The 25998-nt window shown below is 72.3% G+C and carries 24 protein-coding genes; 17 read left to right on the forward strand and 7 right to left on the reverse strand.

Going from position 1 to position 25998, the window contains the following annotated elements:
• The first annotated feature begins 44 nt into the window (after positions 1-44).
• The 9 genes from AB0R04_RS26060 to AB0R04_RS26100 all read left to right on the forward strand — a co-directional run bounded on the left by AB0R04_RS26060 (position 45) and on the right by AB0R04_RS26100 (position 11257).
• A complete protein-coding gene (locus AB0R04_RS26060) occupies positions 45-944 on the forward strand; it encodes a phytanoyl-CoA dioxygenase family protein (protein WP_363375225.1) in 900 nt (299 codons plus the stop codon).
• A gap of 2 nt (positions 945-946) precedes the next feature.
• Positions 947-2359 (forward strand): cytochrome P450, encoded by a 1413-nt coding sequence (locus AB0R04_RS26065; protein ID WP_363375228.1) that lies wholly within the window; start codon positions 947-949, stop codon positions 2357-2359.
• A complete protein-coding gene (locus AB0R04_RS26070; RefSeq protein WP_363375230.1) occupies positions 2356-4158 on the forward strand; it encodes a non-ribosomal peptide synthetase in 1803 nt (600 codons plus the stop codon). Before AB0R04_RS26065 ends, AB0R04_RS26070 begins: the two co-directional genes overlap by 4 nt.
• On the forward strand, positions 4155-4889 hold the full coding sequence (locus AB0R04_RS26075) for a DUF6875 domain-containing protein (RefSeq protein WP_363375233.1): 735 nt from the start codon (positions 4155-4157) through the stop codon (positions 4887-4889). Before AB0R04_RS26070 ends, AB0R04_RS26075 begins: the two co-directional genes overlap by 4 nt.
• Complete coding sequence (locus AB0R04_RS26080) at positions 4886-5122, forward strand: MbtH family protein (RefSeq protein ID WP_363375236.1); 237 nt, start codon at positions 4886-4888, stop codon at positions 5120-5122. Before AB0R04_RS26075 ends, AB0R04_RS26080 begins: the two co-directional genes overlap by 4 nt.
• Positions 5119-6402 (forward strand): ATP-grasp domain-containing protein, encoded by a 1284-nt coding sequence (locus AB0R04_RS26085; protein ID WP_363375239.1) that lies wholly within the window; start codon positions 5119-5121, stop codon positions 6400-6402. The genes AB0R04_RS26080 and AB0R04_RS26085 overlap by 4 nt, the downstream gene beginning before the upstream one ends.
• Positions 6403-6535: 133 nt before the next feature.
• The gene (locus AB0R04_RS26090) at positions 6536-7846 is read left to right on the forward strand and encodes an MFS transporter (protein WP_363375240.1); all 1311 of its coding nucleotides are present in this window, start codon (positions 6536-6538) and stop codon (positions 7844-7846) included.
• Between the two features lie 424 nt (positions 7847-8270).
• Complete coding sequence (locus AB0R04_RS26095; RefSeq protein WP_363375242.1) at positions 8271-8438, forward strand: hypothetical protein; 168 nt, start codon at positions 8271-8273, stop codon at positions 8436-8438.
• Positions 8435-11257, forward strand: coding sequence for a hypothetical protein (locus AB0R04_RS26100; RefSeq protein ID WP_363375245.1), 2823 nt, complete (start codon positions 8435-8437; stop codon positions 11255-11257). Before AB0R04_RS26095 ends, AB0R04_RS26100 begins: the two co-directional genes overlap by 4 nt.
• A gap of 75 nt (positions 11258-11332) precedes the next feature.
• Here the strand turns inward: AB0R04_RS26100 and AB0R04_RS26105 are convergent, their stop codons facing one another.
• Positions 11333-11872 (reverse strand): hypothetical protein, encoded by a 540-nt coding sequence (locus AB0R04_RS26105; RefSeq protein WP_363375246.1) that lies wholly within the window; start codon positions 11870-11872, stop codon positions 11333-11335.
• Between the two features lie 365 nt (positions 11873-12237).
• On the opposite strand from AB0R04_RS26105, the gene AB0R04_RS26110 reads away from it, so the two are divergent.
• From AB0R04_RS26110 to glsA, 3 genes are all read left to right on the forward strand, one after another.
• Positions 12238-12660 carry a DUF6325 family protein gene (locus AB0R04_RS26110; protein ID WP_063352198.1) on the forward strand — a complete coding sequence of 141 codons (423 nt, stop codon included), beginning with the start codon at positions 12238-12240 and terminating at the stop codon, positions 12658-12660.
• A 44-nt stretch (positions 12661-12704) separates the two neighbouring features.
• Entirely contained in the window at positions 12705-13013 is a 309-nt protein-coding gene (locus AB0R04_RS26115; RefSeq protein ID WP_363375248.1) for an SHOCT domain-containing protein, read from the forward strand.
• A gap of 76 nt (positions 13014-13089) precedes the next feature.
• Entirely contained in the window at positions 13090-14334 is a 1245-nt protein-coding gene (glsA, locus tag AB0R04_RS26120) for a glutaminase A (RefSeq protein WP_363375252.1), read from the forward strand.
• 27 nt (positions 14335-14361) lie between these two features.
• On the opposite strand, the gene AB0R04_RS26125 is transcribed toward glsA, so the two are convergent.
• Entirely contained in the window at positions 14362-16062 is a 1701-nt protein-coding gene (locus tag AB0R04_RS26125) for an AbgT family transporter (RefSeq protein WP_363375255.1), read from the reverse strand.
• Positions 16059-17660 carry a leucyl aminopeptidase gene (locus AB0R04_RS26130; RefSeq protein ID WP_363375258.1) on the reverse strand — a complete coding sequence of 534 codons (1602 nt, stop codon included), beginning with the start codon at positions 17658-17660 and terminating at the stop codon, positions 16059-16061. Before AB0R04_RS26130 ends, AB0R04_RS26125 begins: the two co-directional genes overlap by 4 nt.
• Positions 17661-17861: 201 nt before the next feature.
• On the opposite strand from AB0R04_RS26130, the gene AB0R04_RS26135 reads away from it, so the two are divergent.
• Complete coding sequence (locus AB0R04_RS26135; protein WP_363375261.1) at positions 17862-18083, forward strand: hypothetical protein; 222 nt, start codon at positions 17862-17864, stop codon at positions 18081-18083.
• A 226-nt stretch (positions 18084-18309) separates the two neighbouring features.
• Here the strand turns inward: AB0R04_RS26135 and AB0R04_RS26140 are convergent, their stop codons facing one another.
• Positions 18310-19677 (reverse strand): hypothetical protein, encoded by a 1368-nt coding sequence (locus AB0R04_RS26140; protein ID WP_363375263.1) that lies wholly within the window; start codon positions 19675-19677, stop codon positions 18310-18312.
• Between the two features lie 386 nt (positions 19678-20063).
• Here AB0R04_RS26140 and AB0R04_RS26145 point away from each other — a divergent pair, with 386 nt between their 5' ends.
• On the forward strand, positions 20064-20783 hold the full coding sequence (locus AB0R04_RS26145) for a hypothetical protein (RefSeq protein ID WP_363375265.1): 720 nt from the start codon (positions 20064-20066) through the stop codon (positions 20781-20783).
• A 76-nt stretch (positions 20784-20859) separates the two neighbouring features.
• On the opposite strand, the gene AB0R04_RS26150 is transcribed toward AB0R04_RS26145, so the two are convergent.
• A complete protein-coding gene (locus AB0R04_RS26150) occupies positions 20860-21114 on the reverse strand; it encodes a DUF6093 family protein (RefSeq protein WP_363375406.1) in 255 nt (84 codons plus the stop codon).
• 147 nt (positions 21115-21261) lie between these two features.
• On the opposite strand from AB0R04_RS26150, the gene AB0R04_RS26155 reads away from it, so the two are divergent.
• Both AB0R04_RS26155 and AB0R04_RS26160 read left to right on the forward strand, forming a co-directional pair.
• Positions 21262-22086 (forward strand): SAM-dependent methyltransferase, encoded by an 825-nt coding sequence (locus AB0R04_RS26155; RefSeq protein WP_363375268.1) that lies wholly within the window; start codon positions 21262-21264, stop codon positions 22084-22086.
• Positions 22087-22151: 65 nt separating this feature from the next.
• On the forward strand, positions 22152-22823 hold the full coding sequence (locus AB0R04_RS26160; protein WP_363375270.1) for a hypothetical protein: 672 nt from the start codon (positions 22152-22154) through the stop codon (positions 22821-22823).
• A 61-nt stretch (positions 22824-22884) separates the two neighbouring features.
• Here the strand turns inward: AB0R04_RS26160 and AB0R04_RS26165 are convergent, their stop codons facing one another.
• Positions 22885-24177, reverse strand: coding sequence for a cytochrome P450 (locus tag AB0R04_RS26165; RefSeq protein ID WP_363375272.1), 1293 nt, complete (start codon positions 24175-24177; stop codon positions 22885-22887).
• Between the two features lie 171 nt (positions 24178-24348).
• Here AB0R04_RS26165 and AB0R04_RS26170 point away from each other — a divergent pair, with 171 nt between their 5' ends.
• Positions 24349-24906: an adenylate kinase gene (locus AB0R04_RS26170; RefSeq protein ID WP_363375275.1), complete on the forward strand. Its 558-nt coding sequence runs from the start codon at positions 24349-24351 to the stop codon at positions 24904-24906.
• A gap of 59 nt (positions 24907-24965) precedes the next feature.
• Here AB0R04_RS26170 and AB0R04_RS26175 read toward each other — a convergent pair whose 3' ends face one another.
• Positions 24966-25967, reverse strand: a complete 1002-nt coding sequence (locus AB0R04_RS26175; RefSeq protein ID WP_363375276.1) for a LacI family DNA-binding transcriptional regulator — start codon at positions 25965-25967, stop codon at positions 24966-24968.
• Between the last annotated feature and the right edge of the window lie 31 nt (positions 25968-25998).

Here is a 25998-nt window from a genome sequence, read left to right on the forward strand (position 1 = left end):
CCGACCGCCCGCTCTCCGACACATCCGACACAAGGGGAAAAGTCATGGACGAAGAGCAGAAGTACCTGTTCGACCTGCGCGGCTACCTGGTCCTGGAGGACGTCCTCTCCGCGCGGGAACTCGCCTCCGTCAACGCCGCCCTCGACGGCCACGGCCTGTGGGAGGGCGAGAACAAGCTCGGATACCCGCTGCTCAAGCGGTACAACCCGTTCATCGCCAACGCCGGCCCGCTCCACACCACCCCGCGCCCGGTGCGCGACCTGATCAGCCACGAGAAGGTGCTGCCGCACCTGGAGGAGGTGCTCGGCCCCGACCTGCGCTACGACGAGGGCCAGGTGCTCTACGCCCGCAAGGGCGCCGGAGCGCTGATCCTGCACAACGGCAACACCCCGTGGGAGTACCCGCCGCTGACCTACCAGGTCCGCGACGGGCGGATCTACGGCGGACACCTGATCGTCGCGTTCTGCCTCACCGACGCCCTCGCCGACCAGGGCGGCTTCGCCGTGGTCCCCGGCAGCCACAAGTCGGCCTTCGAGATCCCGGAGGACTTCCAGACCTGGCAGAAGGTCGGCGACTGGGTCTCCCGTGTCCCGGTCAGGGCCGGCTCGGTGGTCCTCTTCGCGGACACCGCCACCCACGGCAGCTGGCCCTGGGCCGCCGACTTCGAACGCCGGGTCGTCTTCTGCCGCTACACCGCGGGCATGGTGCAGCACACCGCTCCCGCGCCCGTGCCCGAGGACCTCCCGGGCGAGGAGTGGACCCCGGTCGAGCGCCGGCTGCTCCGCCCGCCGTTCGCCTGGCACTTCCACGACAGGGGCAGGGGCTACACGGAGCAGCAGCGCACCTCCGTGCGCACCGCCGAGGGCTGGACGATGAACGACCACTCCCAGCAGATCATCACGCTCGCGGAAGACGCGGAAGAGTCCGCCGAGGGGCGGGGTTAGCCATGGCGAGCATCACCGTGAGTTCGGTCGGCTACGAGGAGTTCGACCAGGAGCTCGGCAGCGACCCCCTGGGGCTGATGACACGGCTGCGCGACGAGGGGACGGTCAGCGCCGTCCCGCTGGACGACGGCACGCGGCTGATCGTCGCGGCGGAACCCGCCGTCGCCGCCGCGGCCCTCGCCCACGGCACCCGCAACCACCGCGGGCTGCTGCGCGAACTGGTGGGCAGCGGACTGTTCGTGGTCGCCTCCGGGGAGCAGTGGCGCCACCGCCGCGCCCTGCTGCGCCCGATGTTCTCGGCCCGGGCCGTGGCCGAGTTGCACACCCTGGTGCTGGAGAGCACGGAGGACTTCGTCCGCCGTCGGCTGCTGCCCGGGGCGGGCCGCGAGTTCGACCTCGGACACACCCTCCAGCAGCTGAGCATCGAGATCATCCTCCGGCTCGTGGACCCGGAGCTGACCGGCGCCGAACTGGCGTCCCTGGCCTCGACGGTGGACACGGCCGTCCACTACCTGGACCGGCGGCTGTTCGCCCCGGAGACCGTCACCGACGCGGACGGCGAGGCGTTCGCCCGGGACAGGGCGGTGCTGGAGGAGTTCATCGCGCACCGGGCGGCCCAGGCGCCTGCGGCGGCCACGGCCCACGGGGTCCTGCCGTCGCTCGTCGCCGCCCTGCACCAGCGGGGGGACGCGCTCGGCGACCGCCCCGAGGACGTGCTGCGCGAGGAACTGATGTCGATCTTCGTGGCCGGCGTGGAGACCATGGGCACCCTGCTCACCTGGATCTTCCACAACCTGGCCGGCTCTCCCCCGGCCCTGGCCCGCACCCTCGACGAGGTCCGCTCCACCGACCTCCGCTCCCTGCGCGCCGCGCCGTCGATCCCCCAGGGATCCTTGCCGTACACGCTGGCGGTGGTCGAGGAATCGCTGCGGCTGCACCCGCCCGCGTGGGCGCTCTTTCGCCGCATCGACACCCCCGTCGAAGCGGCCGGCGTTCGGCTGGAGCCCGGCGACCTCGTCCTGGCCAGCACCTACGCCATCCACCGCGCCCCGGCCCTGTGGGAGGCGCCCGAGGAGTTCCGCCCGGATCGCTTCCTGGGCCGGCGCCCGCCCGTCCAGCAGTACTTCCCCTTCGGGGCCGGGCCCCATCAGTGCCTGGGGCGGCAGTTCTCGCTGCTGGAGGCACAGCTCGCCACGGCGACGATCCTCGCGCACGGCCGGTTCACCCTGCTGGGCGACCGGGCCGCGACCGGGCTGCGACCGGCCATCGCCCTGACCCCGGACCCCAGCCCGCGCGCCGTGTTCACCCCGCACCCCAGCCCCGGCACCGGCCCGTACCCCGGCCCCGGCACCGGAACCGGCACCACAACCACCGGCCTCGGCAACGCCCGCAAGCACCCCTCGGGGGCACGATGACGACCGCGCCGCACGCCCGGATCGAGCAGTGCTTCACCGCCGTCGCCGAGGCGTTCCCCGAGCGCGTGGCGCTGGCCGACCGGTACGGCGAGATCCGCTACGGGGAACTCCTGACGCGGGCGCGCGCCGCGGCGGCGTCGCTCCGGGCGAAGGGCGTCGACTCCGGTACCGCCGTGCTGATCGTCGGGCACGGCGACCGCCGGACCGTCCTCGCCATGCTGGCCGTCCTGATGGCGGGCGGCTGCTACGTGCCGGTGGACCCCCGGTACCCGGCGGACCGCGTCCGGCTCATGGCCGGCACGGCCCGGGCGGCCCTGGCCCTGCACGCCGACCACCCACCGGTGGCTGACCTGGGCATCCCCGCGCACGACATCCCCTCCCTCCTCACGGAGCGGACCACCACGGCGGTGCCGTCCGCACCGGCCGGCCCCGACGACCTGGCCTGCATCATGTTCACCTCCGGCACCACGGGAGCCCCCAAGGCCGTGGGCGTCACCCACCGGGGGATCACCGGGCTGGCGCTCGGGGCGGAGTCCCTGCGGCTGGGCCCCGGCGACGGCGTGCTCCTGCACTCCACCCTCGCCTTCGACGCGTCCACGTTCGAGATCTGGTCCCCGCTGCTGGCCGGGGCCCGGATCACGGCGGCCGACCACCACCCCCTCGCACTCCACGACCTGGCCGCCCTGCTGGCCCGGCCGCAGATCACCACGGCCTGGCTGACGGCCCCGCTCTTCCGCCTCATGGCCACCCACCACAGTCCGGCGCTGGGCACCCTGCGCACCCTCGTCACCGGCGGTGACACCGTCCCGGCCGGCACCGCGCGCTCCTTCACCGCCGCCCACCCCGCCACCCGGCTGGTCAACGGCTACGGCCCGACCGAGAACACCACCTTCAGCACCCTGGGGGACGCCGCCGCGTGGGACCGCGAGCGCTCCGCCGCGTTCCCCATCGGCGCCGCCATCGCGGGAACGACGTGCCACGTCCTCGACGAACGGCTGCGGCCCGTCGCCCCGGGCGCGGAGGGCGAGCTCTACCTCGGTGGCCCCCGGCTCGCCCGCGGCTACCTGCACGACCCCGCCGCGACCGCCGCGCGGTTCGTGCCCGACCCCTTCTCCGCCCGGCCCGGTGCCCGCATGTACCGCACCGGTGACCGCGTACGCCACCTCCCCGACGGCGCCCTGGACTTCCTCGGGCGCGCCGACGACGAGGTGAAGGTCAGGGGCTTCCGCACCGATCCGGCGGAGGCGGCGGCGGTCCTCGCCGCCGACCCCGCCGTCGACGACGCCGTGGTCATCGCCGGCACCGGGCCCGACGGCGCCGTCCTGACCGCCTTCCTCACGCCCGCGTCCGTCGACACCGACGCGGTGCGCCGGGGCGCGTGGCAGCGGGCGCCGCGCCATCTGGTGGCCGAGCGGATCATCGCGGTCGACGCCCTTCCGCTGGGGCCCACCGGAAAGGTGGACCGCGCCGCCCTCGCCCGCCTCGCGGACGACGCGGACGACGCGGACGCCCGGACGCACGACGCGCACGACACCGCCGCCCCGGGCCACCCCGCACTCGCCGCGGCCTGGGAGTCCCAGACGGGGCACCGCCCGCTGCCCGACTCCGACTTCTTCGCCGACGGCGGCACCTCCCTGGGGCTGATGCGCCTGGTCGAGCAGGTGCGCACCCAGCTCGGACCGACCCTTGACTTCGCCCAGCTCTACGCCGCTCCCACGTACGCCGATCTGTGCCGGCTGACCGCCCCGAGCGCCACCCCGGCACCCCCCGGCGACCGAGCCCAGGAGGCCGTCGCATGACGCAGGTGATGCAGGATCAGGACAATGATCTGGCCAGAATGGACGGCCTGTGGATCCGGGTGATCGAACCCCAGTCACCCGCCCGGCACGCCCGGGACTTCGCCCAGGTCCACACCTGGCTGCGCCAGTACATCAGCCGGCCCCACGACGAGATCGGCCGCACCGGGCCGGTCTGCCCCTTCATCCCGCCCGCCCTCAGCGGCAAGGACGCCCAGTTCAGCTTCCGCTACGACATCACCGGGGAGGACGAGCGGCAGCTGCGCGAGGCCCTGGAGGCGGAGATGTCCACGTTCGCCCTCGGCACCGAGCGCAGCCGCACCCACACCGGGGCCTCCCTCGACTGCCGCATCGTGGTGCTGCCGGCCACCGGGCCGGAGGGCTGGCGGGTCCTCGACGAGACGTACGAGGGCCTGAAGAACAGCGCGGTCGCCCACGGGCTGATGGTCGGTCAGTTCCACCCGCACTGCGACGAACGGGCCGTGCGCAACCCGCTCTTCCCCGTCTCCGTGGCCCCCGTCGGCCTGTTCGCGATCCGCCGGATGGCACCCCACGATGTGCTCTTCTTGTACAAGCACCGCGCCTGGTTCAAGATTTACGATCAGAACTTCCGCGCCCACTACGAACGGGGCCGCGTACGCGACCCGCTCCTGCGCGAGTTGTACGTGACCGCTGTGGAACGTCACGGCCTGCCCGAGCTCGCCCCGAAGGCAAAGGAGAACGACGCGCCGTGACCGAGGACCAGTACCACGTCGTCGTCAACCACGAGGAGCAGTACTCGATCTGGCCCACCTACCACGACGTCCCCCAGGGGTGGCGGACGGTGGGGGAGCCGGCGTCCCGCGAGGACTGCCTGCGCAGGATCGAGGAGGAGTGGGACGACATGACCCCGAAGTCCGCCCGGCGCGAGGCGGCCCCCGCCGCACCGGTCCCCGCGGGCCCGGCCGGCTCCCCGGGGTCCCCGTGACCGACACGCTTCCCACAGTCGCCGTCGTCTACGGCAGGGGGTCGGCGGGGCCGGCCGAGATCCTCGGCGCCGCCCGCGGCCTGTGCGACGTGGTCTTCGTCTGCGACCCGGCGGTACCGGGCGTGGCGCCGCTGCTCGCGGGGATGCGCCGACGGGCCCGGGTCTGCGAGATCAGCGGACACGACACCCCCGCCGCCGAACTGCTGCGCGGGCACGGCCCGGTGGGCATCGTCACCTTCAGCGAGTACTGCCTCGCCGGCACCGCGCGGCTCGCCGAGGCCCTCGGCCTGCCCTACCACCGGCCCGGCACCGTCCGGCTGCTCACCGACAAGGCCGACCAGCGCGCGGCGTTCGCGGCGGCGGGGGTCGACCACACCCCGAGCGTCGTGGTGCGCTCCGCCGCCGAGGTCGACGCCGCCGTGGCCCGCCTGGGCTACCCCGTGGTGCTCAAACCCCGTACCGGGGCGGGCAGCCAGGACACCGTACGGCTGGCGGACCACGAGCAGCAGCGGCGCGCCCTGGCCGACCTCGGCCTCACCCCCGGGCCCGGCCCCGGTGACGAGCGGGCGGGCCCGCACGGCGCCCCGCGTGACTTCGTCGTGGAGAAGTACCTGCCCGGCGACCCGACGGTGGCCGGACCGGACTGGGGGGACTACGTCTCCGTCGAGGCCGTCGTGCAGCACGCGGAGGTCACGACCCTCTGCGTCACCGGCAAGTTCGCCCTGGCGGACCCGCTCCGGGAGACCGGGCTGTTCCTGCCCGCCACCCTCGCGCCCGCCGTGGAGAAGGACGCCGCCGAGCTCGCCGCGGCCGCGGTCCGGGCCCTCGGCGTGACGACCGGGGTGACCCACACGGAGGTGAAGCTCACCCCGGACGGCCCCCGCGTCATCGAGGTCAACGGACGCGTCGGCGGGCGCGCCGTGGGCCTGCTGGACCGGGCGCTGGGCATCGATCTGCTCGCCCTCGCCTTCGAGTTGGCCCTGGAACGCACCGTCGAGCCCGTCACGGCCCCCCGGCCGGCGGCGGTGACCTTCGAGTACTTCATCGTGCCGCCGCGCACGGTCGGCACCGTCCGGGCGATCGACGGCGCCGACGCCGTACGGGCCCTCCCCGGCGTCGGCGAGGTCGACGTGGCGACGGCCCCGGGGCAGCCCGTCGACTGGCGCCACCCCGCACAGCGCCTGGCGTTCGTCCGGGGCACCGTCGCCACCCATGACGAGCTGCTCCGGCTCATCACGTCCGTCCATGACAGATTCCACCTGGAGTTCGCACCCCAGTGAAGAGAACGTTCCCCACCACAGACCGGCCGCGCACGCCCCGCCGAGAGCGTCGAAGAGCGCGTGCCCCGCAGTGTCCCGCAGTCCTTCATCGTGGAAAAGTGGAACAGCAGAGAGGTAGTCGATGCTCGACAAGGTGCGACAGCCACTGAAACACCGGCCCTTCCGGCGGGTGTGGCTGGGCGAGACCGTCTCCCTGGTGGGGGACTACAGCTTCGAGGTCGCCTTCATCTGGCTGATCCTGAACGAGACCGGATCGACGACCACGCTGGCCACGATCCTGCTCGTCCAGGCCGTCCCCCGGGGCGTACTGATGCTGGTGGGCGGCGCGGTGACCGACCGGCTCTCCCCCCGCGCCGTCATGTTCTGCTCCCACACGCTCCGGGGGCTCGCCGTCGCCACGCTGGGGCTGATCGCCCTGACCGACCACGTGAGCACGTGGCACCTCTACGCCCTCGGCGCGCTCACCGGCGTCGCCGAAGCGTTCTTCTGGCCGGCGGCCGGCAGCATCATCCCCTCCCTCCTGCCGCCCGAGCACCTCGCCCGGGGCAACGCGCTCGTCGGCTTCGGAGAACAGGGGGCCCGGCTGCTGGGGCCGATCCTGGGCGGCGCCCTCGTGGCCGCGGTGGGGACGTCGACCACCATCCTGCTCAACGCCTTCACCTTCTTCTTCGCCGCCCTGACGGTCTTCGGCGCACCCCGCAGACAACCGTCCGACCAGGCGGGCGACCAGTTGGGCGACCAGGCCTCCGACCAGGCGGGCGAGGCCGACGAGGGCGCCAAGTCGTTCACGGCGATCCGGCGGGAGATCGTCGAAGGGCTCCGCTACGCCGGACGCAGCCGGGAGATCCGTACCGTCCTCCTGCTGATCGGCGCGGCGGCCCTCAGCTACAGCGGCCTCTTCAGCGTGGGGCTGCCCGCGCTGGCCAAGACCTTCCCCCAGGGCTCGCTCGCGCTGGGTGTCCTGCTGTCCGCCTGGGGGCTGGGGCAGCTGATCGGCACCATCGGCGCGGTCTTCACCGGGCTGCCGCGCCGCTGGGGACTGCTCATCATCGGGATGACGCTCTGCGAGGGGACCGCCTTCGTGCTGCTGGGCTTCCTTCCCAGCGTGTGGAGCGCGGCGGTGGTGCTCACCCTGCTGGGGATCGGCGTCGCGTACTCCAGCGACGTCGCGCTGCCGACGTTCATCCAGACCAGGACCCCGACGGACGTGCTGGGCCGGGTCAGCAGCGTGATGGAACTGCCCCGGGCCACGCTGGAACCGCTCTCCATCGCGGCCATGGGCCTGCTGGTCGGCTGGGACATACAGTGGGCGTTCGTGCTGGCCGCGATCCCCATGCTGGCCGTCGGCCTCCACCTGGCCCTCGACCGCGAGGCCCGCGCGCTGAGCACCACGGCCCCGGAGGAGCATCCGGCGGCCAAGGATCCGGACCCCCTCGTCTTATAGGCCCCGCCCGCCGGTGGTGGCCGGTGATCTCGAATGACCGCGCTTTCCGACCGAAACCTCGGATTTCTCGGACAATGCGGCAGGACATCGTTATCGAATCTCCTCCGGAACGGGTTCGGCCTGGGCCACCACCGGGCCGGTGGCGGCCCAGGCCAACGGATGCAGCGGCTCGCCGGTTCACAATTCCGAGCGGAAAATTCGGGAAAGGAATTTCCCCTGGTCAAAGGGGTGCGGCGATACCAGAATTGTGAAGTGTGCATGGCATTTGTTCCTCGCTTACTTGATTCGCGCAAATCCCTTCCGTTCCCGGATCGAATCTGACAGCATCGTCCGCTATCCGGCGACCGAATGTCGGTGATCACTGCGCCGGCATGCCCGCGAGGTGTCCGTCCATGGCCGAGATGTGCCTGGACCGGAGCAATGGGTGGGGCCGGAACGCGACCGGGGGGAGAACGTGATGCTCGGCTTCGTCGTGCGCCGACCGCGCGGGCGACGGCCGCTGGCGGCTGCCGCCCCGCTGCTGTCGGCCCTCCCCACCGGACGCCGCCGTCGGGACGTGGCCACCCGGCTGCGCCACGTGGAGGAGATGTGACCCCCCGGACCGGCACCACCGTGCCCGCCCCTTCGCCCGCGCCCGGGACCGCCCACCGCCCCCCGCGCTGGGTCCGCACCAGGCTGCGGGCGAACCCGCTGGCCGCGCTGCTCATGGCGGCCCTGGCGTTCGTCGCCGTCTTCCTGGCGGCGGCCTTCCCCCGCATCGCGGACCGGGGCGCGGACACCGCGCTCCAGGACTTCGTCGGTCAGAAGGGCCTCAACCAGACCAGCCTGCAGACCACGTCCAAGACGCGGGACGGCGACAAGGCCGCCGCACTCGACCGGGTGCAGCAGCAGCTCACCGAGATGGTCGGTCGGCAGCTGACGCTGACCCAGTCGGGCCAGGCCTACGGCGCCCGCGCCCTGGGCGACCGCGGCATGGGCAATCCGGAGTACGTCCGGTTCGCGGAGCAGAGGACCGACCCGGTCCTCGGCCTGCTCTACCTGCACGACCTGGCCGCCCGGGCCACCCTCACCGACGGCACCTGGCCGACCCCCGGCGCCGTCGGCGGTCCGCTGCCGATCGTGGTCAGCAAGAAGGCCGCCGAGAGCATCCACATCAAGCTCGGTGACGTCATCGACAACGGCGTCGACGGTTCGGGCGCCAAGCGGACCACCGTGGTGGTCGGCCTCTACCAGGTCAACGACCCCCAGGACCCGTTCTGGGAGGACCTCGGCTGCCCGGCCCGCGCCTGTCTGAGGGCCGACCCCGAGCACGAGCACTGGATGACCAGCGGATTCGTCGACGGCGACAGCCTGCCCGCGATGGCCCGCTGGGGTTCGAACGCCGAGAACTTCTGGCGGCTGCCCGTCGACACCGCCTCGCTGCACGCCGACCAACTCGACCGCACCCGCGGCGTCCTCAGCTCCCTCCTGACCGGGCACCACGCCACCGCCCTGGCCGACGCGACCCGGCGCCCCGACCTGCACACCACCTCGGGCCTTCCCGGCATCCTCAGCCGGGCGGACGACCGCTACCAGGCCTCGCTGCCGCTCAGCGTGATCGGCCCGGCCGGCGTGGCGGGCGTCGCCACCGTGGTGCTGTTCCTGGCCGCCGCCCTCACCACCGACCGGCGCACCGCCGAGATCGGGCTGCTCCGGGCCCGCGGCGGCTCCCGTGCCGGGGTGCTGCGACGGCTGATCGGCGAGGGCGCGGTCACCGTCCTGCCGGCCGCCGTGCTCGCAACGGCCCTCGCCCTGGTGCTGCTGCCCACCCCCCGGTGGGACCGCTCGGTGCTGGCGGCCCTGGCCGCGACCCTGATCGCGCTGCTGGCCTTCCCGGCCCGTGCGGCCCTGCGGCGGGCACGCCGGCGGGCGGCCGGCGGCCGACGCCGACTGGTCGGCGAACTCGCCGTCCTGGCGATCACCGCCGTGGCCGTGGCGGAGGTCCGGCGCCGGGGCGTCGGCACCGGCGCCGGACTGGATCCGCTGCTGGTCGCCGCCCCGCTCCTGCTCGCCGTCACCGGCGGGCTGCTGCTGGCCAGGGTCGAGCCGGTGCTGGTCGGCCGGCTCGCCGCCCTCGCCGGCCGGGGCCGCGGCCTGATCGGCTTCCTCGGCCTGGCCCGCGCCGCCCGCGACAGCTCGGGCCGCCGCCGGCCCTCCGCGCTGCCGCTGCTCGCCCTGGTGATCGCCGTCACCACGACCGGCTTCGGCGCCACCGTGCTCGACACCGTCGATCACGCGCGGACCCGCGCCGCGCGCATCGCCACGGGCGGGGACATCGGCGTCTCCCTCCCGGGCTACGCCACCCTGTCCGAGTCGTTCACCAAGGCCGCCGACGCCCTGCCGGGCGTGCGGGCCTCGACCGCGGCCTGGGTCGAGCCCAACGCCCGCATCGTCGGCGCCGACCAGCGCTACACCCAGGCCTACCTGGTGATGGTGGTCGATCCGGCGGCGTACGCCGAGATCGCCCGGACCCTCGGGGTCGGCGGGTTCGACCCGGCGAAGCTGGCCGGGGCGGCCGGCGGCCGGGACACCCCGGTGCCCGCGCTGGTCAGCCGCGACCTGGCCGAGCGCCTGGCCGCAGGATCGTCCCAGGTGCGCACGCCCAACGGCAACGACCTGCGCCTCGCCGTCGCCGGGACCGTCGGCGCCACCCCCGCCCTGCCGGACCCGGGCAGGCCGTTCGCCGTCGTTCCCGCCGGCCCCGCCTGGGAGCGGCTGCCGGACGCCAAGCGGGTGAACGAGTGGTTCGCCGTCGGCGAGGTCGACCCCGAAGCGGTCAGGGCGGCGCTGCGGGACAACGGCGGGGTCCAGCCGACCGGCCTGGCCAAGATGATCGCGGACGACGCCGCGGCCGTCGGCAAGGCCGTCGGTGGCCTGCCCGCGGGGTACACGGTGCACAGCAGCCGGGAGACCGCCGCCGCGCTCGGCGGCGACCCGCTGCAGCACGCCGCCGGGCGGCTGTTCTGGTACTCGGGTGCCGCCGGCGCCGGGTTCGCCCTGCTCGCCGTGCTGCTGACGCTGTTCCGGGCCGCGCCCGACCGCACGGCCGTGCTCGCCCGGCTGCGCACCATGGGCCTGCGGCCCCGCCAGGGGCTGGCGCTGATCGTCGCCGAGGCGCTGCCGCAGACTCTGGCGGCCGCCGTCGGCGGCGGGCTGGTCGCGGTGGCGGCGGTCGCCCTGCTGGGCGGCGCGTTCGACATCTCGACCCTGGTCGGCGCCAGGGTCGGGGAGCTCGTCACCCCCGCGCTGATGCCGGTGCTGCTGCCCACCGCGGGCCTGGCCCTGCTGGTCGGCCTCGGGGTGGTGCTGGAGACGCTGGTCACCGGCCGGCGCCAGATCGCCACCGAACTGCGGGCGGGGGAACAGTCGTGACACCGCGACGGAGGCTCTCCGCGATCACCGGATAACCGGCCCTCGACCCCACGGTCGAGGGCACGCGGTGGCGCCTCAGTCCTGGTCCAACTTGGACAGGGCGTCGGTGATCAGGCGGGTGGCGAAGTCGTGGTCGTCGCCGGAGACCCGGTTGACGTGCTCCGCGAGCAGCGTGGCCGTGGCTTCCAGGGGGTTCATCTCGGCGCCGGTCCAGGGTCCGTACTGCGCGCGCCACAGGTTGGGGCTCAGACCGCTGCCCGCGGCGATCACCAGGCCGGCCATGGTGGGGATGACCTCGGGGCGGAAGGTCCTGGGCATCATGCGCATCGTGGCCACGAGGGTGGGCACCACGTGCTCGATGACGTCCTTGTCGTGCTCCTCGCAGGCCGACCGCAGCCAGTTCATGAACAGGTAGATGAGCGTGCACGCGCCGTCCAGCAGCTCGTTGAACTCGTCGGGGCCCACGGATGCGGCGAACTCGTCGACCAGCCGCTGCTGTTCGGGGTCCGTCCCGGTTTTACCGTCGTAGACGGCCTTGAGCCGGGAGTCGATCATCATGAGCGCGGTGCTCACATCGCCGACGGCGGCGTATCGGGGGTCACAAGGCGATGACACAGGACTCCTCCTCACACGGCCGCGGCGGGTGCGCGGCAGGTCCGGTCGCAGGGTTCTTCGGCCGGTCGGGTCACCCGCCCGACGGTACCGCTCCCCGTCGCGGCCGGGCGCCCGTTTCCGCTCCTCGCACACGCCTCGGCGGGCCGCCTGCGCTCACCCGTCCGCAGCGGCTTTCCGCAGGTCCCGGCGGTGCGGCGGATCGCCGGGGGCGGTGGTGCAGCCCCCGGCGATCCGGTTCCACTCGTCAACAGCACGCCCTCAGTACGTCATCAGTACGGGTGAGCCGTCCACACGGTCGCGGCGGCGCCGGGCTCGGCGGAGGATGAAGGCAGGGGCGGGACGCGATGCGGAAGGGGCGTGACGCCATGGACGTCGGGCCGGTCGAGTACGCCGTCATGGCCTTCCCGGGCAACCGGTTCCGGGGGGCGATCCTGCCGGAGCTCAAACGCCTGACCTCCGAGGGGATCATCCGCATCCTCGACCTCACCTTCATCAAGAGGGACGAGCAGGGGGCGGTCCGCGTCCTCGAACTCGATGCCCTGGACAGCGACGAAGCGGCCGTGTTCGCCGAGCTGGACGGCGAGATCATGGGCCTGCTGAGCGACGAGGACCTGGCCAGCATCTGCGACGAGATCCCGGCGGGGTGCTCGGCGGCGATCATCGTCTGGGAGCACCGCTGGGCCGCGCCGCTGCTGCGGGCACTCGACGACGCGGACGGGATCCTGGTCACGCGCGAGCACGTGCCGCACACCGTGGTGGCGGCCGACCTCGCCGCGATCGGGCTCTAAAAGATCTAAAAGGGGGAGCCGGACTCTCGGAGAAGGAGGCTGTCATGATCGGCCGCCGTCTGTCGCGCGGCGGGCGCCCGGGGCTCATCGGGACCGCCGCCCGCACCGCCGTCATCGCCGGAACCGCCACGTCCGTGTCGAGCAGGGTCGCCGCCCGGCACCAGCAGGCCACCGCGCCGGCGGCCCCGCCACCGCCGGAGCCACCGCCCGCACCCGCACCCCAGGCCGCACCGGCCGCCGCGCCGAACGACCAGACGCTCGCCCAGCTCGAACGCCTCGTCGAACTGCGGCAGAGCGGGATGCTGACCGACGACGAGTTCACGGCGGCCAAGCAACGCCTCCTCACCTCGTGAATCCCCTCCCCCGGACGGCGCCCGCACGGGGGCAGGGCCCGACCGGGCCCGCGCGCCGCGCCGCCGTGGTGCGCTGATGGAGCCCGTGACGGCGGTGCTCGCCGAACTCGTCGAACGGCACCGCGCCGATACCGCCGGTGACGTCGCCCGCTACATCCCCGAACTCGCCCGCGCCGACCCGCACGCCTTCGGCCTCGCCATGGTCAGCGTCCAGGGCCACGCCTACCAGGCCGGTGACGCGTCGGCCGCCTTCACGATCCAGTCGGTCTCGAAGCCGTTCGTGTACTCGCTGGCACTGTCGGAGCTGGGCCTGGCGGAGGTGGCCAGGAGGGTCGGGTTCGAGCCGAGCGGGGAGCCGTTCAACGCGATCAGCCTGGAGGCGGGCACCGGGCGCCCGGCGAACCCGCTGATCAACGCCGGGGCGATCGTGACGACCGCGCTGATCGGCGGCGACGGCGAGGCCGCGTTCGAACGGATCCGCGACACCCTGTCGGGCTTCGCCGGCCGCCGGCTGACGGTCGACGAGGACGTCTACCGGTCCGAGGCCGCCACCGGGGACCGCAACCGGGCGCTGGCCTACCTCACGCTCTCCCAGGGCGTGCTGGAGCGCCCGGCCCAGCAGGCCTGCGACGTGTACTTCCGCCAGTGCGCGATCGAGGTCACCGCCGTCGACCTGGCCGTCATGGGCGCCACGCTGGCCAACGGCGGGCGCAACCCGGTGACCGGGCGCCGCGTCGTGGACGCCGACGCGGCGGGCGCCACGCTGTCGGTCATGGCCACCTGCGGCATGTACGACCACAGCGGCGAATGGATGCTGGGGGTCGGCCTGCCGGCCAAGAGCGGTGTCGGCGGAGGGGTCTGCGCCGTGAGCCCCGGCCAGTTCGGCGTCGGCGTGTTCAGCCCCCCGCTGGACCCTCAGGGCAACAGCGTCCGCGCGAGCGCCGTCCTGCGCGAGCTGTCCGCCGAGCTGGGCCTGCACGTCCTGCGGCACACCGAGCGTGCCCGCTCACCGCTCCAGGCGGTGCGCACCGACCACGGCGCGCACCGCCTGGAGCTGCTGGGCGACCTCGGTTTCGCGGCCGCCGAGGAGATCGTCCACTGCGTCCGCCGCCTCGCCCGCGATCAGCCCCGGCCGCTGGTCACGGTCGACCTCTCCCACGTCACCGCCGTGCGCCCGATCGCCCGCAGGCTGCTGGCCGACTGCGCCGCCGGCCTCCAGGCCCGGACGACGGTGCGCTTCGTCGACCCCGCGGGCCTGGTCCGCAGGCCGTCCACGGACCGGAGCGACACCCCGGGCGAGCGGGCCGAGAGAACCGAGTGAACCGAGTGAGCACCGGCCGGCACCCGTTCACAGCTTGACGGGTGCACCCGGCCCCATCGGAATGCCGATGGCGTACCACGCGACGAAGAACAGCAGCCAGGCCACCGCCACGATGACCGTGTAGGGGATCATCAGGGAGATGACGGTGCCGACACCGGCCTGCTTCCTGAACTTCTGGCACTGCAGGACGATGAACGGCAGGTAGACCATCAGCGGGGTGACGACGTTCGTCGGGGAGTCGCCGACCCGGTAGGCGGCCAGCACGGTCTGCGGCGCGACGCCGAGGCGGATGAACAGGGGCACGAAGATCGGCGCGAAGATCGCCCACTTGGGGATGATCCCGGGAATGATCAGATTGATGACGTAGGTCAGCAGGATGAAGGCGATCAGGAGCCAGATCGCGCCGATGTTCGCGCTCTCCAGCTGGTCGGCGAGCTGCACGGCGACCACCGTGGCGATGTTGCTGTAATTGAAGTACGAGATGAACTGGGCGATGATCAACAGCAGGAAGATCAGGCCGCCGAGCCCGGCGAAGGTCTTGGTGATCGCGTCCATCGCGGCGGCGCTGCCGCGCAGGGTCTTCGCGCCCGCACCGAAGGCCAGGCCCATCACCAGGAACGCGATCATGATGATGACGATCAGGCCGTCCATGAACGGCGAGTCCTCGAACAGGCTCCCCGTCTCCGGGTTGCGCAGCGGCGCGCCGGGGATGAACGCGAGCAGCGTGACGGCCACCACGAGCGCGATCAGCGAGAGGCCGGCGTAGCGCAGCCCCCGGGCCTCGGCCGCCGTGTCGACGGAGGGCTCCTCGCCGTCCGCGACGGCGTCGGTGTCCTGCGGCTGCCAGGGGCCCAGGCGGGGTTCGATGATGCGTTCGGTGATGAAGGTGATGACGATGGTCAGGAACAGGGTGGAGCCGATCGCGAAGTAGTAGTTCGCGGTCAGGTTGAGGGACTGGCCGGGGTTGACGAGCCTGATCGCCTGGTTGGTGATCTCCGTCATGATGCCGTCGATCGGGGCGATGAGCAGGTTGACGCTGAAGGCCGCGCTGACCCCGCCGAAGGCCGCGGCGATCCCGGCGAGCGGGTGGCGTCCGGCGCTGATGAAGGCGACCGCTCCCAGCGGGATGAGGACGAGGTATCCGGCGTCGGAGGCGATGCTGGACAGGATGCCGGCGAAGACGATGATCGCGGTGAGGGTCTCCGGTGGCGAGATCCTGACCAGGCGTCGGATCAGGGCCGCGATCAGCCCGGCCTCCTCCGCGAGCCCGACGCCGACCATGATGACGAGGATGACCGCGACGACGCCGAAGTCGTTGAAGTTGTGCACCGCGGAGGTGAACAGGAACCGGACGCCGTCGCCGGACAACAGGCTCTCGACCTTCGTCGTCTCGATGACGGTCTCGTAGCGGTGGGTGTACGCCGACTCCGGCGGCAGGTGGGTGCCCGGGTACTCGGTGCCGCCCTCGTGGACCTGCGTCGCCGGGTAGGGAACGGACTTGACCGTCTCGCTGGTGACGTGGACGTCGAACGCGGACAGGACCGCCGACAGCACGATCACCAGGACGCACAGCAGCAGGAAGATGATGGCCGGGTGCGGGACCTTGTTCCCGATCTTCTCGATGGCGTCCAGGACGCGCCCCGACCCGCCGCCGGACTTTCCGTTCCCGGAGGCGGTGGCGCTCTTGTCCTGCGGGCCGTCGGCCTGGGCGTGGGCAAGGGCGTTCACCGGCCGGCCTCCTCACTGATCGAGCGGGTGGAGTCGGTGCGCGCGGCCGTCGACGGAGGGGTGAAGGCCAGCGCGAGCTCTGCGAGCAGGCGCGCGCCGAAGCCGGTGCAGCCCTTGGTGCGCCAGCCGCTCGGCTTGTCGTTCTGGGCCGGCCCGGCGATGTCGATGTGCGCCCAGGGGCGGCCGGCGACGAACTCCTCCAGGAACAGCGCGGCATGGATCGCCCCGCCGTTGGGGCCGCCCATGTTCTTCAGGTCCGCCACCTCCGAGTCCAGCTCCGGCCGGTAACGCCGCGACAGCGGCAGCTGCCAGGCCGGCTCGCCGGTGCGGGCGGCGGCGTCCAGGACCTGGTCGACCAGCGGCTGGGCGTTGCCGAACACGCCCGCGGTCTCGGCGCCGAGCGCTCGCAGACACGCGCCGGTCAGGGTGGCGATGTCCACGATCGCGTCCCCCGGCTCCTCGCCGGCCAGGACCAGGGCGTCCGCCATGACCAGGCGGCCCTCCGCGTCGGCGTTGACCACCTCCACGCTCGTGCCGCCGCGCATCCACAGCACGTCGCCCAGCTTGAGCGCCGAACCCGACGGCATGTTGTCCGTGCACATCAGGTAGCCCGTCACGGCCGTCCGGCAGCCGAGCCCGGCCAGGACGCACAGGGCCGCCAGGATCGCGCCGGCACCGGACATGTCGTTCTTCATCGTCGCGTGCACGGCGTCGGCGGGCTTGAGACTGATGCCGCCGGAGTCGTACGTGATGCCCTTGCCCACCAGGGCCAGCCGGGGCGTCCCGTCACCGGCGTCGGAGGGCAGGTAGGTGAGCTTGATCATGCGGGCTTCGTCCACGCCGCCCCGGTTCACGCCCAGCAGGCCGCCGCAGCCCAACTCCTCCAGCTCCCGCTGCCCGAACACCTCCACCTTCAGACCGCACTGCGCGCCGAGCCGCACCGCGACCTCGGCCAGGTCCGGCGCGGTCAGCAGGCTGGGCGGCGCGCTGGCCAGGTCCCGGGCCAGCATCGTCGCGCGGGCCAGCCACACCCCGCGTTCGACGCCCCGCTCGACGGCCTCGCGCGAGTCCGAATCCGAGCCCGAACCCGAACCCGAACCCGAACCCGCCACGACCGTGACGGCCTCCAGCGCCGTGCCGGACGGCTCGCGCTTGAGCGGATCGAAGCCGTAACGGGCCAGCAGCACCCCCTCCACCAACGCCTGCGCCGCCTCCGCCGGCGTCGCACCCGCCCCGGACGGCACCACGACGGCCAGCCGCGAACGGCCCGGCACCGCGAGCGCCACGGCCGCCCCGGCGTCCCTCAGCACATCGGGACCTGCCACACCCTCCGGCCCCGTCCCGTAGAGCACGACGTCCGGCCCGTCCTCCCGGGGCACCAGCAGCACCCGGCCCGCCGCCCCCGTCATGCCGGCGGCCTCCACGGCCCCCGGGCCCAGCCCGATCCACGCCGGCACCGCCACCGCCCCTTGGACCACCGGCAGCCCCACCGCCTCCGGATCCCGCACCGCCGACGGATCCCGGGCCGGGACGACGTCAACCCTCGGAACGCGGCTCCACGAAGGAATGAGATCGAGGGCTGCCTTGCTCTGCGCCACTGTGCTCTCCTCTGCAAGGGGCGGCGGTCCAGAGGCCACCGGTCCCAGCAGCCGCTCCCCAGTAAGACGCACGGTCAAGGCGCTTCCAGGACACGCCACGCACTGTGCCCCCCAAACGCACGAACGCCCGGCGCCCCCGCCCGGGCGCCGGCCTGACGGCGCACCAGACCCCGATGAGCCGGCTCGGCGTCAGAGGAGGTCGTGCCGGGCCAGGACCGCGCGCTCAGTCTCGGCGGGGTCGAGGGCGACCAAGAACGCGGCGGCGGCCGGGTCCGGGCCCTCGCCCACCGCGACGCGGGCGGCGCCCTCCCACTCCGGGTTGGCGGTCTGCCGCAGCAGTTGGAGTTCGGGGAGTTGCCCGGCGGTGTGCCGCAGCTCGTACGAACGGACCTGGTCGGCGATGTCGTGGTCGTCGATCTCTAGGTGAGCGGTCGAGCCGCCAGGATGCGGACATGCCGCTGCTCAGGAGGTTGGCGGAGGTCATGGTCACGAGCGTAGGAGCCGCGAATGACCTGGGATCCGCGCCACAGGTCCGCCACCGCAGCAAGGTGCGGGGGCTAGACCAAGGTCTCGCCCCCGCACCTTGCTGCTGCAACCCGTCACCGGAGAGCTCGCGGCACCGGGGTACCGCTTCAGGAGCGGTTTGTTCTCACGGGTTGTCTGTCCTCAGGACCCATCCCATGTCGGCGAGCGTCTGGGAAATGGGGACGTACCACATTCCGTTGAAGCACCACGGCGTTCGAGTTCCACCGTCAGAGGTCGCTCGGCCGCCGCAGTTGGTCTCCTTCTCAAGCGACGTGATGGTTCCGCGGGCCTGGAGCTTGCCTCCGCCAAGTTCCGTGACGACAGGTCCGCCGCTGTCTCCGTTGGCAGCGGCAATGTCGTTCGGGTCCGTCTGAACGACCTGGTCAGCGAACTTGCGCCAGACTTTGTTAGGCCCTTGAATCTGCCGATCGACCTGCAGAACGCGAAGACCGCAGTGCGCCCCCGAGTTGGCGGCGGAGTGGCAGACATAGTCGCCTACGTTGTTGCCGCCGAAACCGGAGACCTGAAGGGCATAACCGCTGCTCTCGTTCCACGGGCCGCCATAGACGTATCCGCCCGAGTGCTGGCTGTCGCGCGGGATGATACCGATCGTGTCATCGGCGGCGTTTCCGTCACCCTCGTTGGCGTATCCCATGTACTGATGGCTGTACCAGGTCTCGTACGAGCCTGCGCCGCAGTGCCAGGCAGTGGTGACAAAGTTCTTGCCCTGAGCCGAGGGCTTGTATACCCCGAAGCCAGTGGAGCAGATCGTCCCACCCGCGGGCTGATGAATGCCGGCGCCGCCGTACCAAGGCTCGGAGTCTTCTCCTCGCGTCAGGTCCACAACCATCGCCTGGTGGCGGGCGTGGACTTCCACACCGGCGATGGCAGATGCGATGGCCTCCACCTGCGGCGTCAGCTCTTCGGCGGGAAGCGGCGGAAGGACTGCCTGCATCTCGGGGGCCCGCTCGTCGTCCGTCTCGTAGCCGAGGTCGAGGCCGCTTCCGTCAAGCGACGGCCCGATACTGTTGATGTGGCTTGGCCTCTTCGCCGCGATGGGGATCGGCTTGCCGTTCGACAGCAGTTTCTCACGGGCTGCATGCAGCTCCGCCTTGGAGTACTTGGCAGGTACGACCTGCACGCTCACGTCCTTCGGAAGGTCTTGGAGCACACCGTGAACTGTGTCCGAAAGCTCCCCCTTCCAGTGCAAGGTGATGCGATTGACCCCTGGGTCGACCTCGACTTCGGAAAATCCCGGGATCCGATCCCGGTTCTGTTCCTCTTGCCCTCCGGTGATACGGTCGACGACCTTGTCTAGGACCTCCTGTTTCTTCATGAGCTCGATGACCTCCGGCTTGGCGGCCCCCAGCAGCGCAGCTGCACCGGTGGCGCCGGCCGGCAACTTCTTCTTGGGTGCGTTGCCTGGTTGAGCCGATGGTGTGATGAGGGCGCCATCCCCCGATATGGCGATAGCCGGAGCAATTGCGGACACCGACGTCAGTAGGGCAGTGGCTAGAATTATCCGCTTCCGACCGGAGATGCTTTTTTGAACCATTCGGTTCCCCCCAAATTGGGTTCAATCAGAGCCTTCGTGGGCCATGTTGCACCCAGCACGGTAGCGCCAAGCCAACGCCCCGCACACCGCAAATAAAAGCCCCAGAAGCACCCTTGCGAGACCTTTCCGGGCACAACCGTCAGGGCTTTGCAATTTATTGGCAATTGAACGGCACATCTTTGAACGATTTGCCCAGTAAGTTCCGCTTCCCATCTCGCTTGACTTCGCGCACGCCATGCCGCAAGCATGGCCGCGACCGCCGGGGAGGGCTCGTGACGCAAGGTACCGTCCGTCAGATATCGAAGCGCGGACGACGGAATCGCTTGACCGCCGTGGCTGCCATGGCCATTCTCGGTGGCGGCTTCGCGATCAACGCATGGGTGAATCGGGGCCCGGAAACCAAGGTCCACGAAGGCCCCGTGACCGGCCAGCTGCTGCTGCTCAGCTCCGACAGCCAGACCCTGACACTCAGCATCGGCTGGAGTTGTGAGAAGCAACCCGAGCTCGTGGCCCGCGAGACCGCCGAGACAGTAAAGGTCTCCCTGCGGCACACTGTCGCCCCAGGGTCCTGCGACCCAGGTGGCATCGGACAGATCACAACCCACCTGAACAAACCGCTCGGGACCAGGGCGCTGAACGACCCCGCAGGCAAGCCCGTCATCCACTTCGACGAGCGCAACCTTCTCCGGCCCGCGTTCCTGCCGGAGAACTACTACCCCTACCCCGCAGGCAGGATGGTCCAGTTGCCCGGCCTGGCCCCGCTCCCGACCGACACCCCCGCCTGGGCAATCGGGTACCGGCTGGGAACGGGGCCCGAAGCGGGGTCCCTGATCATCAGCCAGACTCTCCGGAACAGCACGCCACCAGCCGGCCGGGCCACCAGCGTCAAGGGCCACCCCGCGACCATCACACAACCGGATTCTCATAGCGGACCCCGGTCGCTGACATGGTCTGACGGGACCTACACCTTCGCCGTCACCACCGGCGGCCCCCCACGACTCTCGGACGAGGAACTCATCCGCGTCGCAGAGAGCCTCGGGTAGCCGACACCACGACAAAGTCTGGTGGGGCCATTCTGTGAACCGGCCCCACCAGAACCGGAGACCGCACCTGCTCCGGTCAGGGCAGAGCGACCTCGTCGAGGCGGGCGATCCGCGCGACTTCCACGGTGCCGGCCTCACCCGGGTCGAGGGCCTGCCAGGTCCGGCCGACCGTGCCAGCCGTCGGGTTCTTCGCGGCGATGGGGGTCACCAAGTCGCCGCGCTGCGGGAGCGACGCGGACAGCGGGGTGGCGAGCTCGCACCAAGAGGCGTTGTCCTCCAGCCACCGGCTTCCGCGTTCCCATCCGGGTGAACTTTGGCGGGGCAGCCCGATCCGGGCGCACCCAGTGCCCTAGATTTCCGATCGCACAATGAGGACGTTTCACAGGCCACAGGGACCTGTGTGAAGGGCAGCCGCGCTGACCGAGTGCGGGGCGGGTGGGACTCGAACCCACGACCAAGGGATTATGAGTCTGCTGCCGTGACCGATCGCAGCTCAGAGGACGATCAGTCGAAGCCGAGCATCGCCCGGGTCTACGACTATCTGCTCGGCGGCAAGGACAACTACGCCGTCGACCGCGAGATCGGCGACTTCTTCATCAAGGACCTGCCCGGTTCGCAGGCGGTGGCCTTCGCCAATCGCCGGGCCCTCGTTCGCGCCGTGGCGGCCATGGCCCGCGGCGGCATCTCCCAGTTCGTCGACATGGGCAGCGGCCTGCCCACCGCCGACAACGTTCACCAGGTCGCCCAGCGGCACCGTGCGGACGCGCGCGTCGTCTACGTCGACCACGACCCGGTCGTGGTCGCCCACAGCCGGGCCCTGCTGACCGCCGACGACCGCACCACCGTGATCCGGGCGGACCTGTGCAAGCCGGAGGAGCTCTACCACGACCCCGGCCTACAGGAGTTGGTCGACTTCGACGAGCCGGTGGGCGTCGTCTTCAGCGCCGTACTGCACCACCTCACCGATGCCGAACGCCCCGCCGAGCTCGCGCGCTGGTGGGTGGACCGGGTGCCGCCGGACAGCCAGGTCTACATCTCCCACTTCCGCTCCGGCGGGAACGAGGAGACCCGGCTCCTGGAGCAGAAGCTGCAGAGCAGCCTCGGCCGCGGCCACTGGCGCACCGACGAGGAGATCATCGGCCTGTTCGACGGTCTTGAACTCCTCGAACCGGGCCTGGTCCCCTGCTCGCTGTGGCGCCCGGACCCCATGCCGGGCGACGACGGCACCAGAAACGGCGTGGACAGGCCCGCCCTGACGGTGTGGGAACAGCTGATCTCCTGCGCGCTGGCCCGCAAGCCGTAACCGGCTCGTACGCCGCGCAGGCGGGCGGACCGGGAGTGTCAGTGGCGTGCTGTTGAGTGTGCGCCATGACTGTTCACCACCTTCTGGCCGCCCTGCCCGGGCCCGACGAGCTGCGCGCCCGCTGCCGGGCGCTGGCGCTGCTGGACTCGATCGTCTCCACCCCCTACGCACCCGACCACTCGTACGTGGCCGGGTGGCGTCCGGGCGTCGATCTGGCGTGCATGGACAACGGTTCCGGTGACCAGTACGCGATCGTCTTCGACCCGGCCGGGGTGTTCCTCTACGGGTTCGACCACGAGAGCGACGCCACCCCGTGGCGGGAGGAGGACCGCGTGCACTGGCCCGGCCTGCTCGACGGCCTGCCCGGCTCGCTCGCGCACTACGCGCAGGCGCCGGAGTTCCAGCTCGAAGGCTTCTTCGACGCGACCGTGTGCGCCTGGCGCGAGACGGGCGGCGCCGACTGGCGGTGCGGACCGGTCGAGTTCGCCGACGGCGAGACGGACGGCGCCGACTGGCTGTTCGACCTGCTCACCGACGCCGACGGTACGGAGGCGTTCGTGGGCTACGCCGAGGACCACCACGAGCAGTCCGTCGACCGGGAGGCGGTGGCGGCCGTGCTGGCGGACGCCCCTCTCGATCGCCGGACGGTTTCCGCGCTCTCGCCCACCGCGAACTTCGACACCGTCACCGCGTTGGCCCGTGCGCTGGGTTACCACACCGTTCGGGAGGACAGCTGAGAAGTCGCTGGTCAGCGAGGTCGCGTCGGCCAGGTCCGCCGGCAGACGCGACTCGCACGGGCTAGGCCGGCGGCGTGCGGCTCGGGGGTTGGAGGCGTACGGGGAGGGTCTTCAGGTGCCAGTTGAGCGGGTTGGTGCCGCGTTGCAGGTGCTCCGGGTCGACGGCGAGTTGCAGGTCCGGTACCCGGCTGAACAGGGCGGCCAGGGCGACGGCGGTCTCCTCCTGGGCGAGGTGCGCGCCGAGGCAGCGGTGTGCGCCGTGCCCGAAGCCGAGGTGGGGCTCCTTGCTGTGGCGGGTGCGGCTGAGGTCGAGGCGGTCGGGGTCGGCGAAGGCGGCAGGGTCGCGGTTGGCCGCGGACACGATCGGGAGGACGGCTTCTCCGGCGCACACCGGGGTGGCGCCGACGGTGGTGTCGCGGGTGGCGTAGCGGGGCAGCGCGCGCACGACGGGCCCGCAGTAGCGCATGAGTTCGTCGACGGCGTGCGGCATGAGGGCGGGGTCCGCGCGCAGCAGGGCGAGCTGGTCGGGGTGGGCGAGGAGCGCTTCGGTGCTGTTGGCGATGAGGTTGACGGTGGTGATGTGCCCGGCGACGACCAGGTTGGTGATGAGTGAGACGAGCTCGTCGGTGCTCAGGCGGTCGTCGTGGTGGGGCGCGAGCAGTTCGGAGATGAGGTCGTCGCCGGGGTCGGCGGTGTGGAGGCCGATGAGGAGGTGGGCGTCGGCGACCATGCCGGCGAGCGCGTCGCCCAGTTCCTCGCCGCAGGTGCCGGCGGCCAGGGTGGCGCTGCGGCTCCGCCAGCGGTCGCGGTCGGCTTCGGGGACGGCGATGAGTTCGCAGATGACGGTGATGGGCAGCGGTCGGGCGAAGTGTTCGATCAGGTCGACGACGCCGTCCTCGGCGTGGTCCGGCAGGCGGTCGAGCAGGTCGGCGGCGATGGCTTCGATCCGGGGGCGCAGCGCGGCCACGCGGCGCGGGGAGAACGCGGCGGTGACCAGGCCGCGCAGACGGCGGTGGTCGGAGCCGTCCGAGTCGAAGATCCCGGCGCGCAGGTACTTCTCGTGGCCCGCGTACATGCCCCGGGCCTGCCAGGTCTGTTCGGTGCGGTGGGCCACCTTCGCGCCGGGGACGGTCGCGGCGTCGATGGTGAAGTCGGGATCGCTCATGATCGTGCGGATGTCGTCGTGGCGGGTGGCCACCCACATGGGGTCGACGCCTCGTACGCGGCCCCGCACCAGGTGCTCGCGTTCGCGGATGTGCGCGTAGGAGGTGAACGGATCGCGGACCAGCTCCTGGTCGGCCAGGTCCAGTGGTTCGTCGCCGGTCTCGGTGGTGGCCTGGCCTTGCGTCGTCATGGTGGGGCGCTCCCTACGGGTGGTCGTTCCGTGACGGCATCATGGCGGCCGGACCGCGCCCCACCTGTCGTCGTCGGCACCAATCCACCCGAACGAACGTATTCGCCCTCGACCCCGGGGACGAGGACGGCCGTCCTCCGGGGCCGCCGCCGTCTCGCTAAGGTGGCGGTCGTGGAACGGGTGCTGATCGCGGGGATCTCAGGGGCCGGCAAGACGACGATGGCCGGACGGCTGGCCGAGCGGCTCGGTCTGCCGCGGTACGAGCTGGACGCCCTGCACCACGACCCGAACTGGACTCCGCGCCCGGAGTTCCGCTCCGACGTCGAGGCGTTCGCGAGCACCTCGCGCTGGGTCGTCGAGGACCAGTACACCCGGCTGCTCGGTGACCTGCTGACTGGTCGGGCCGACACCTACGTCTGGCTCGACCTGCCCCGGGCCACCGTCATGTACCGCGTCCTGCGCCGCTCGTTCGCCCGCGCGCTCAGCCGCCGCGAACTCTGGAACGGCAACCGCGAGGGCTTCCGCGACTGGCTGGACCCGGAACACCCGATCCGCTGGGCCTGGGCCAGGCACTCCGCCCACCGCCGGCGCACGCTGGACCGGCTCGCGGCCCACCCCGAGCTGACGCTGGTCCACCTGACTTCGGCGCGCGCGGCGCGCAGTTGGCTGCGGGCGGTAGGCGGCCCGGCACCGGCCCCTGTCCGGGCCCGGGCCCGGGCCCGGGAGTGAAACCGTGCGGGTGGCCGGTCGTCGTCCGGGGCCGCGGCCGGTGTGCGTTCGGGTCGGTGTCAGCCGCGCCCGGCGGTGGATGCCCGGACGTGGAGCTCCCAGGCGTGGGTCCGTACCACGCCCGGGTCCGCCGCGCCCGAGAGCAGGTCGCTGAGCAGGGCGGCGCATTCGCGGCCGTACTCCGCCGCGCGCAGGTCCACCGCCGTCACCTGCGGGCTCGACCCGCGTGCCGCGGCGCCGTCGACGCAGGCGGCCACCAGTACCTCGGATCCGGCGCGCAGGCCTGCCCGGGCCACGGCGGCCAGCACGCCGGGCACCGCGCCGTCGGGGGCGCAGACCACGGCGTCCAGGCCCGGGGTGCCGGCGAGCAGGTCCGTGGTGGCGGCCTCGGCCTCGGTCGGCGTGGCCGCGAACGGGACCGTTCGCACGGCGACCTCGACGCCCTGGCGCCTGGTCCAGTCGGCGGCGGCGGCCCGCAGGGCGGCCGCCCAGTCGGATCCCGGGCCGGGGGCCAGCAGCGCCGGGCGGCGTGCCCCGCGCTGCGCGAGGTGGTCCAGCAGGGCGGCGAGCGAGGTGGCGTTGTCGCACACCACCGACCCGCTGGGCGCGGCCCCGCCGCCGAGGTAGCGCTCCCCGGTGACCACGGGTACGCCGGCGGCCAGCAGGCCGGGCACGGCCGGGTCGTCGACTTCGGGATCGATGACCATCAGCCCGTCGACCCGGGCGGCCAACCCGCTCTCCGCCGCCTTCCCGGGGGCCAGCAGCACCACGTCGAGGCCGTCCTCGCGGGCCCGCTCGACGGCGCCGAACGCCAGTTTCATGTAGTAGTCGAGGCGGGTCGCCGTACGCGGCAGGTACAGGCCCACCGCTCCGGTGCTGGCGCGGCGCAGGCTGCGCGCCGCCGAGTTCGGCCGGTAGCCGAGCTCTCGGGCCGCGGCCTGGACGCGTTCACGCGTCGCCTCGGCCACCCGGCCGGATCCGAGGAGGGCGTCGGAGGCGGTGCTCTTGGACACCCCGGCCGCCCGGGCCACGTCGAACAGGGTCACGGATCGGCTGGTCACAGCCCGGAAGTCTAGACGCAGAACCGGAGGC

Origin of the sequence: Kitasatospora sp. NPDC056731 (assembly GCF_040687675.1) — a bacterium.
In the GTDB taxonomy this organism is placed as follows: domain Bacteria; phylum Actinomycetota; class Actinomycetes; order Streptomycetales; family Streptomycetaceae; genus Kitasatospora.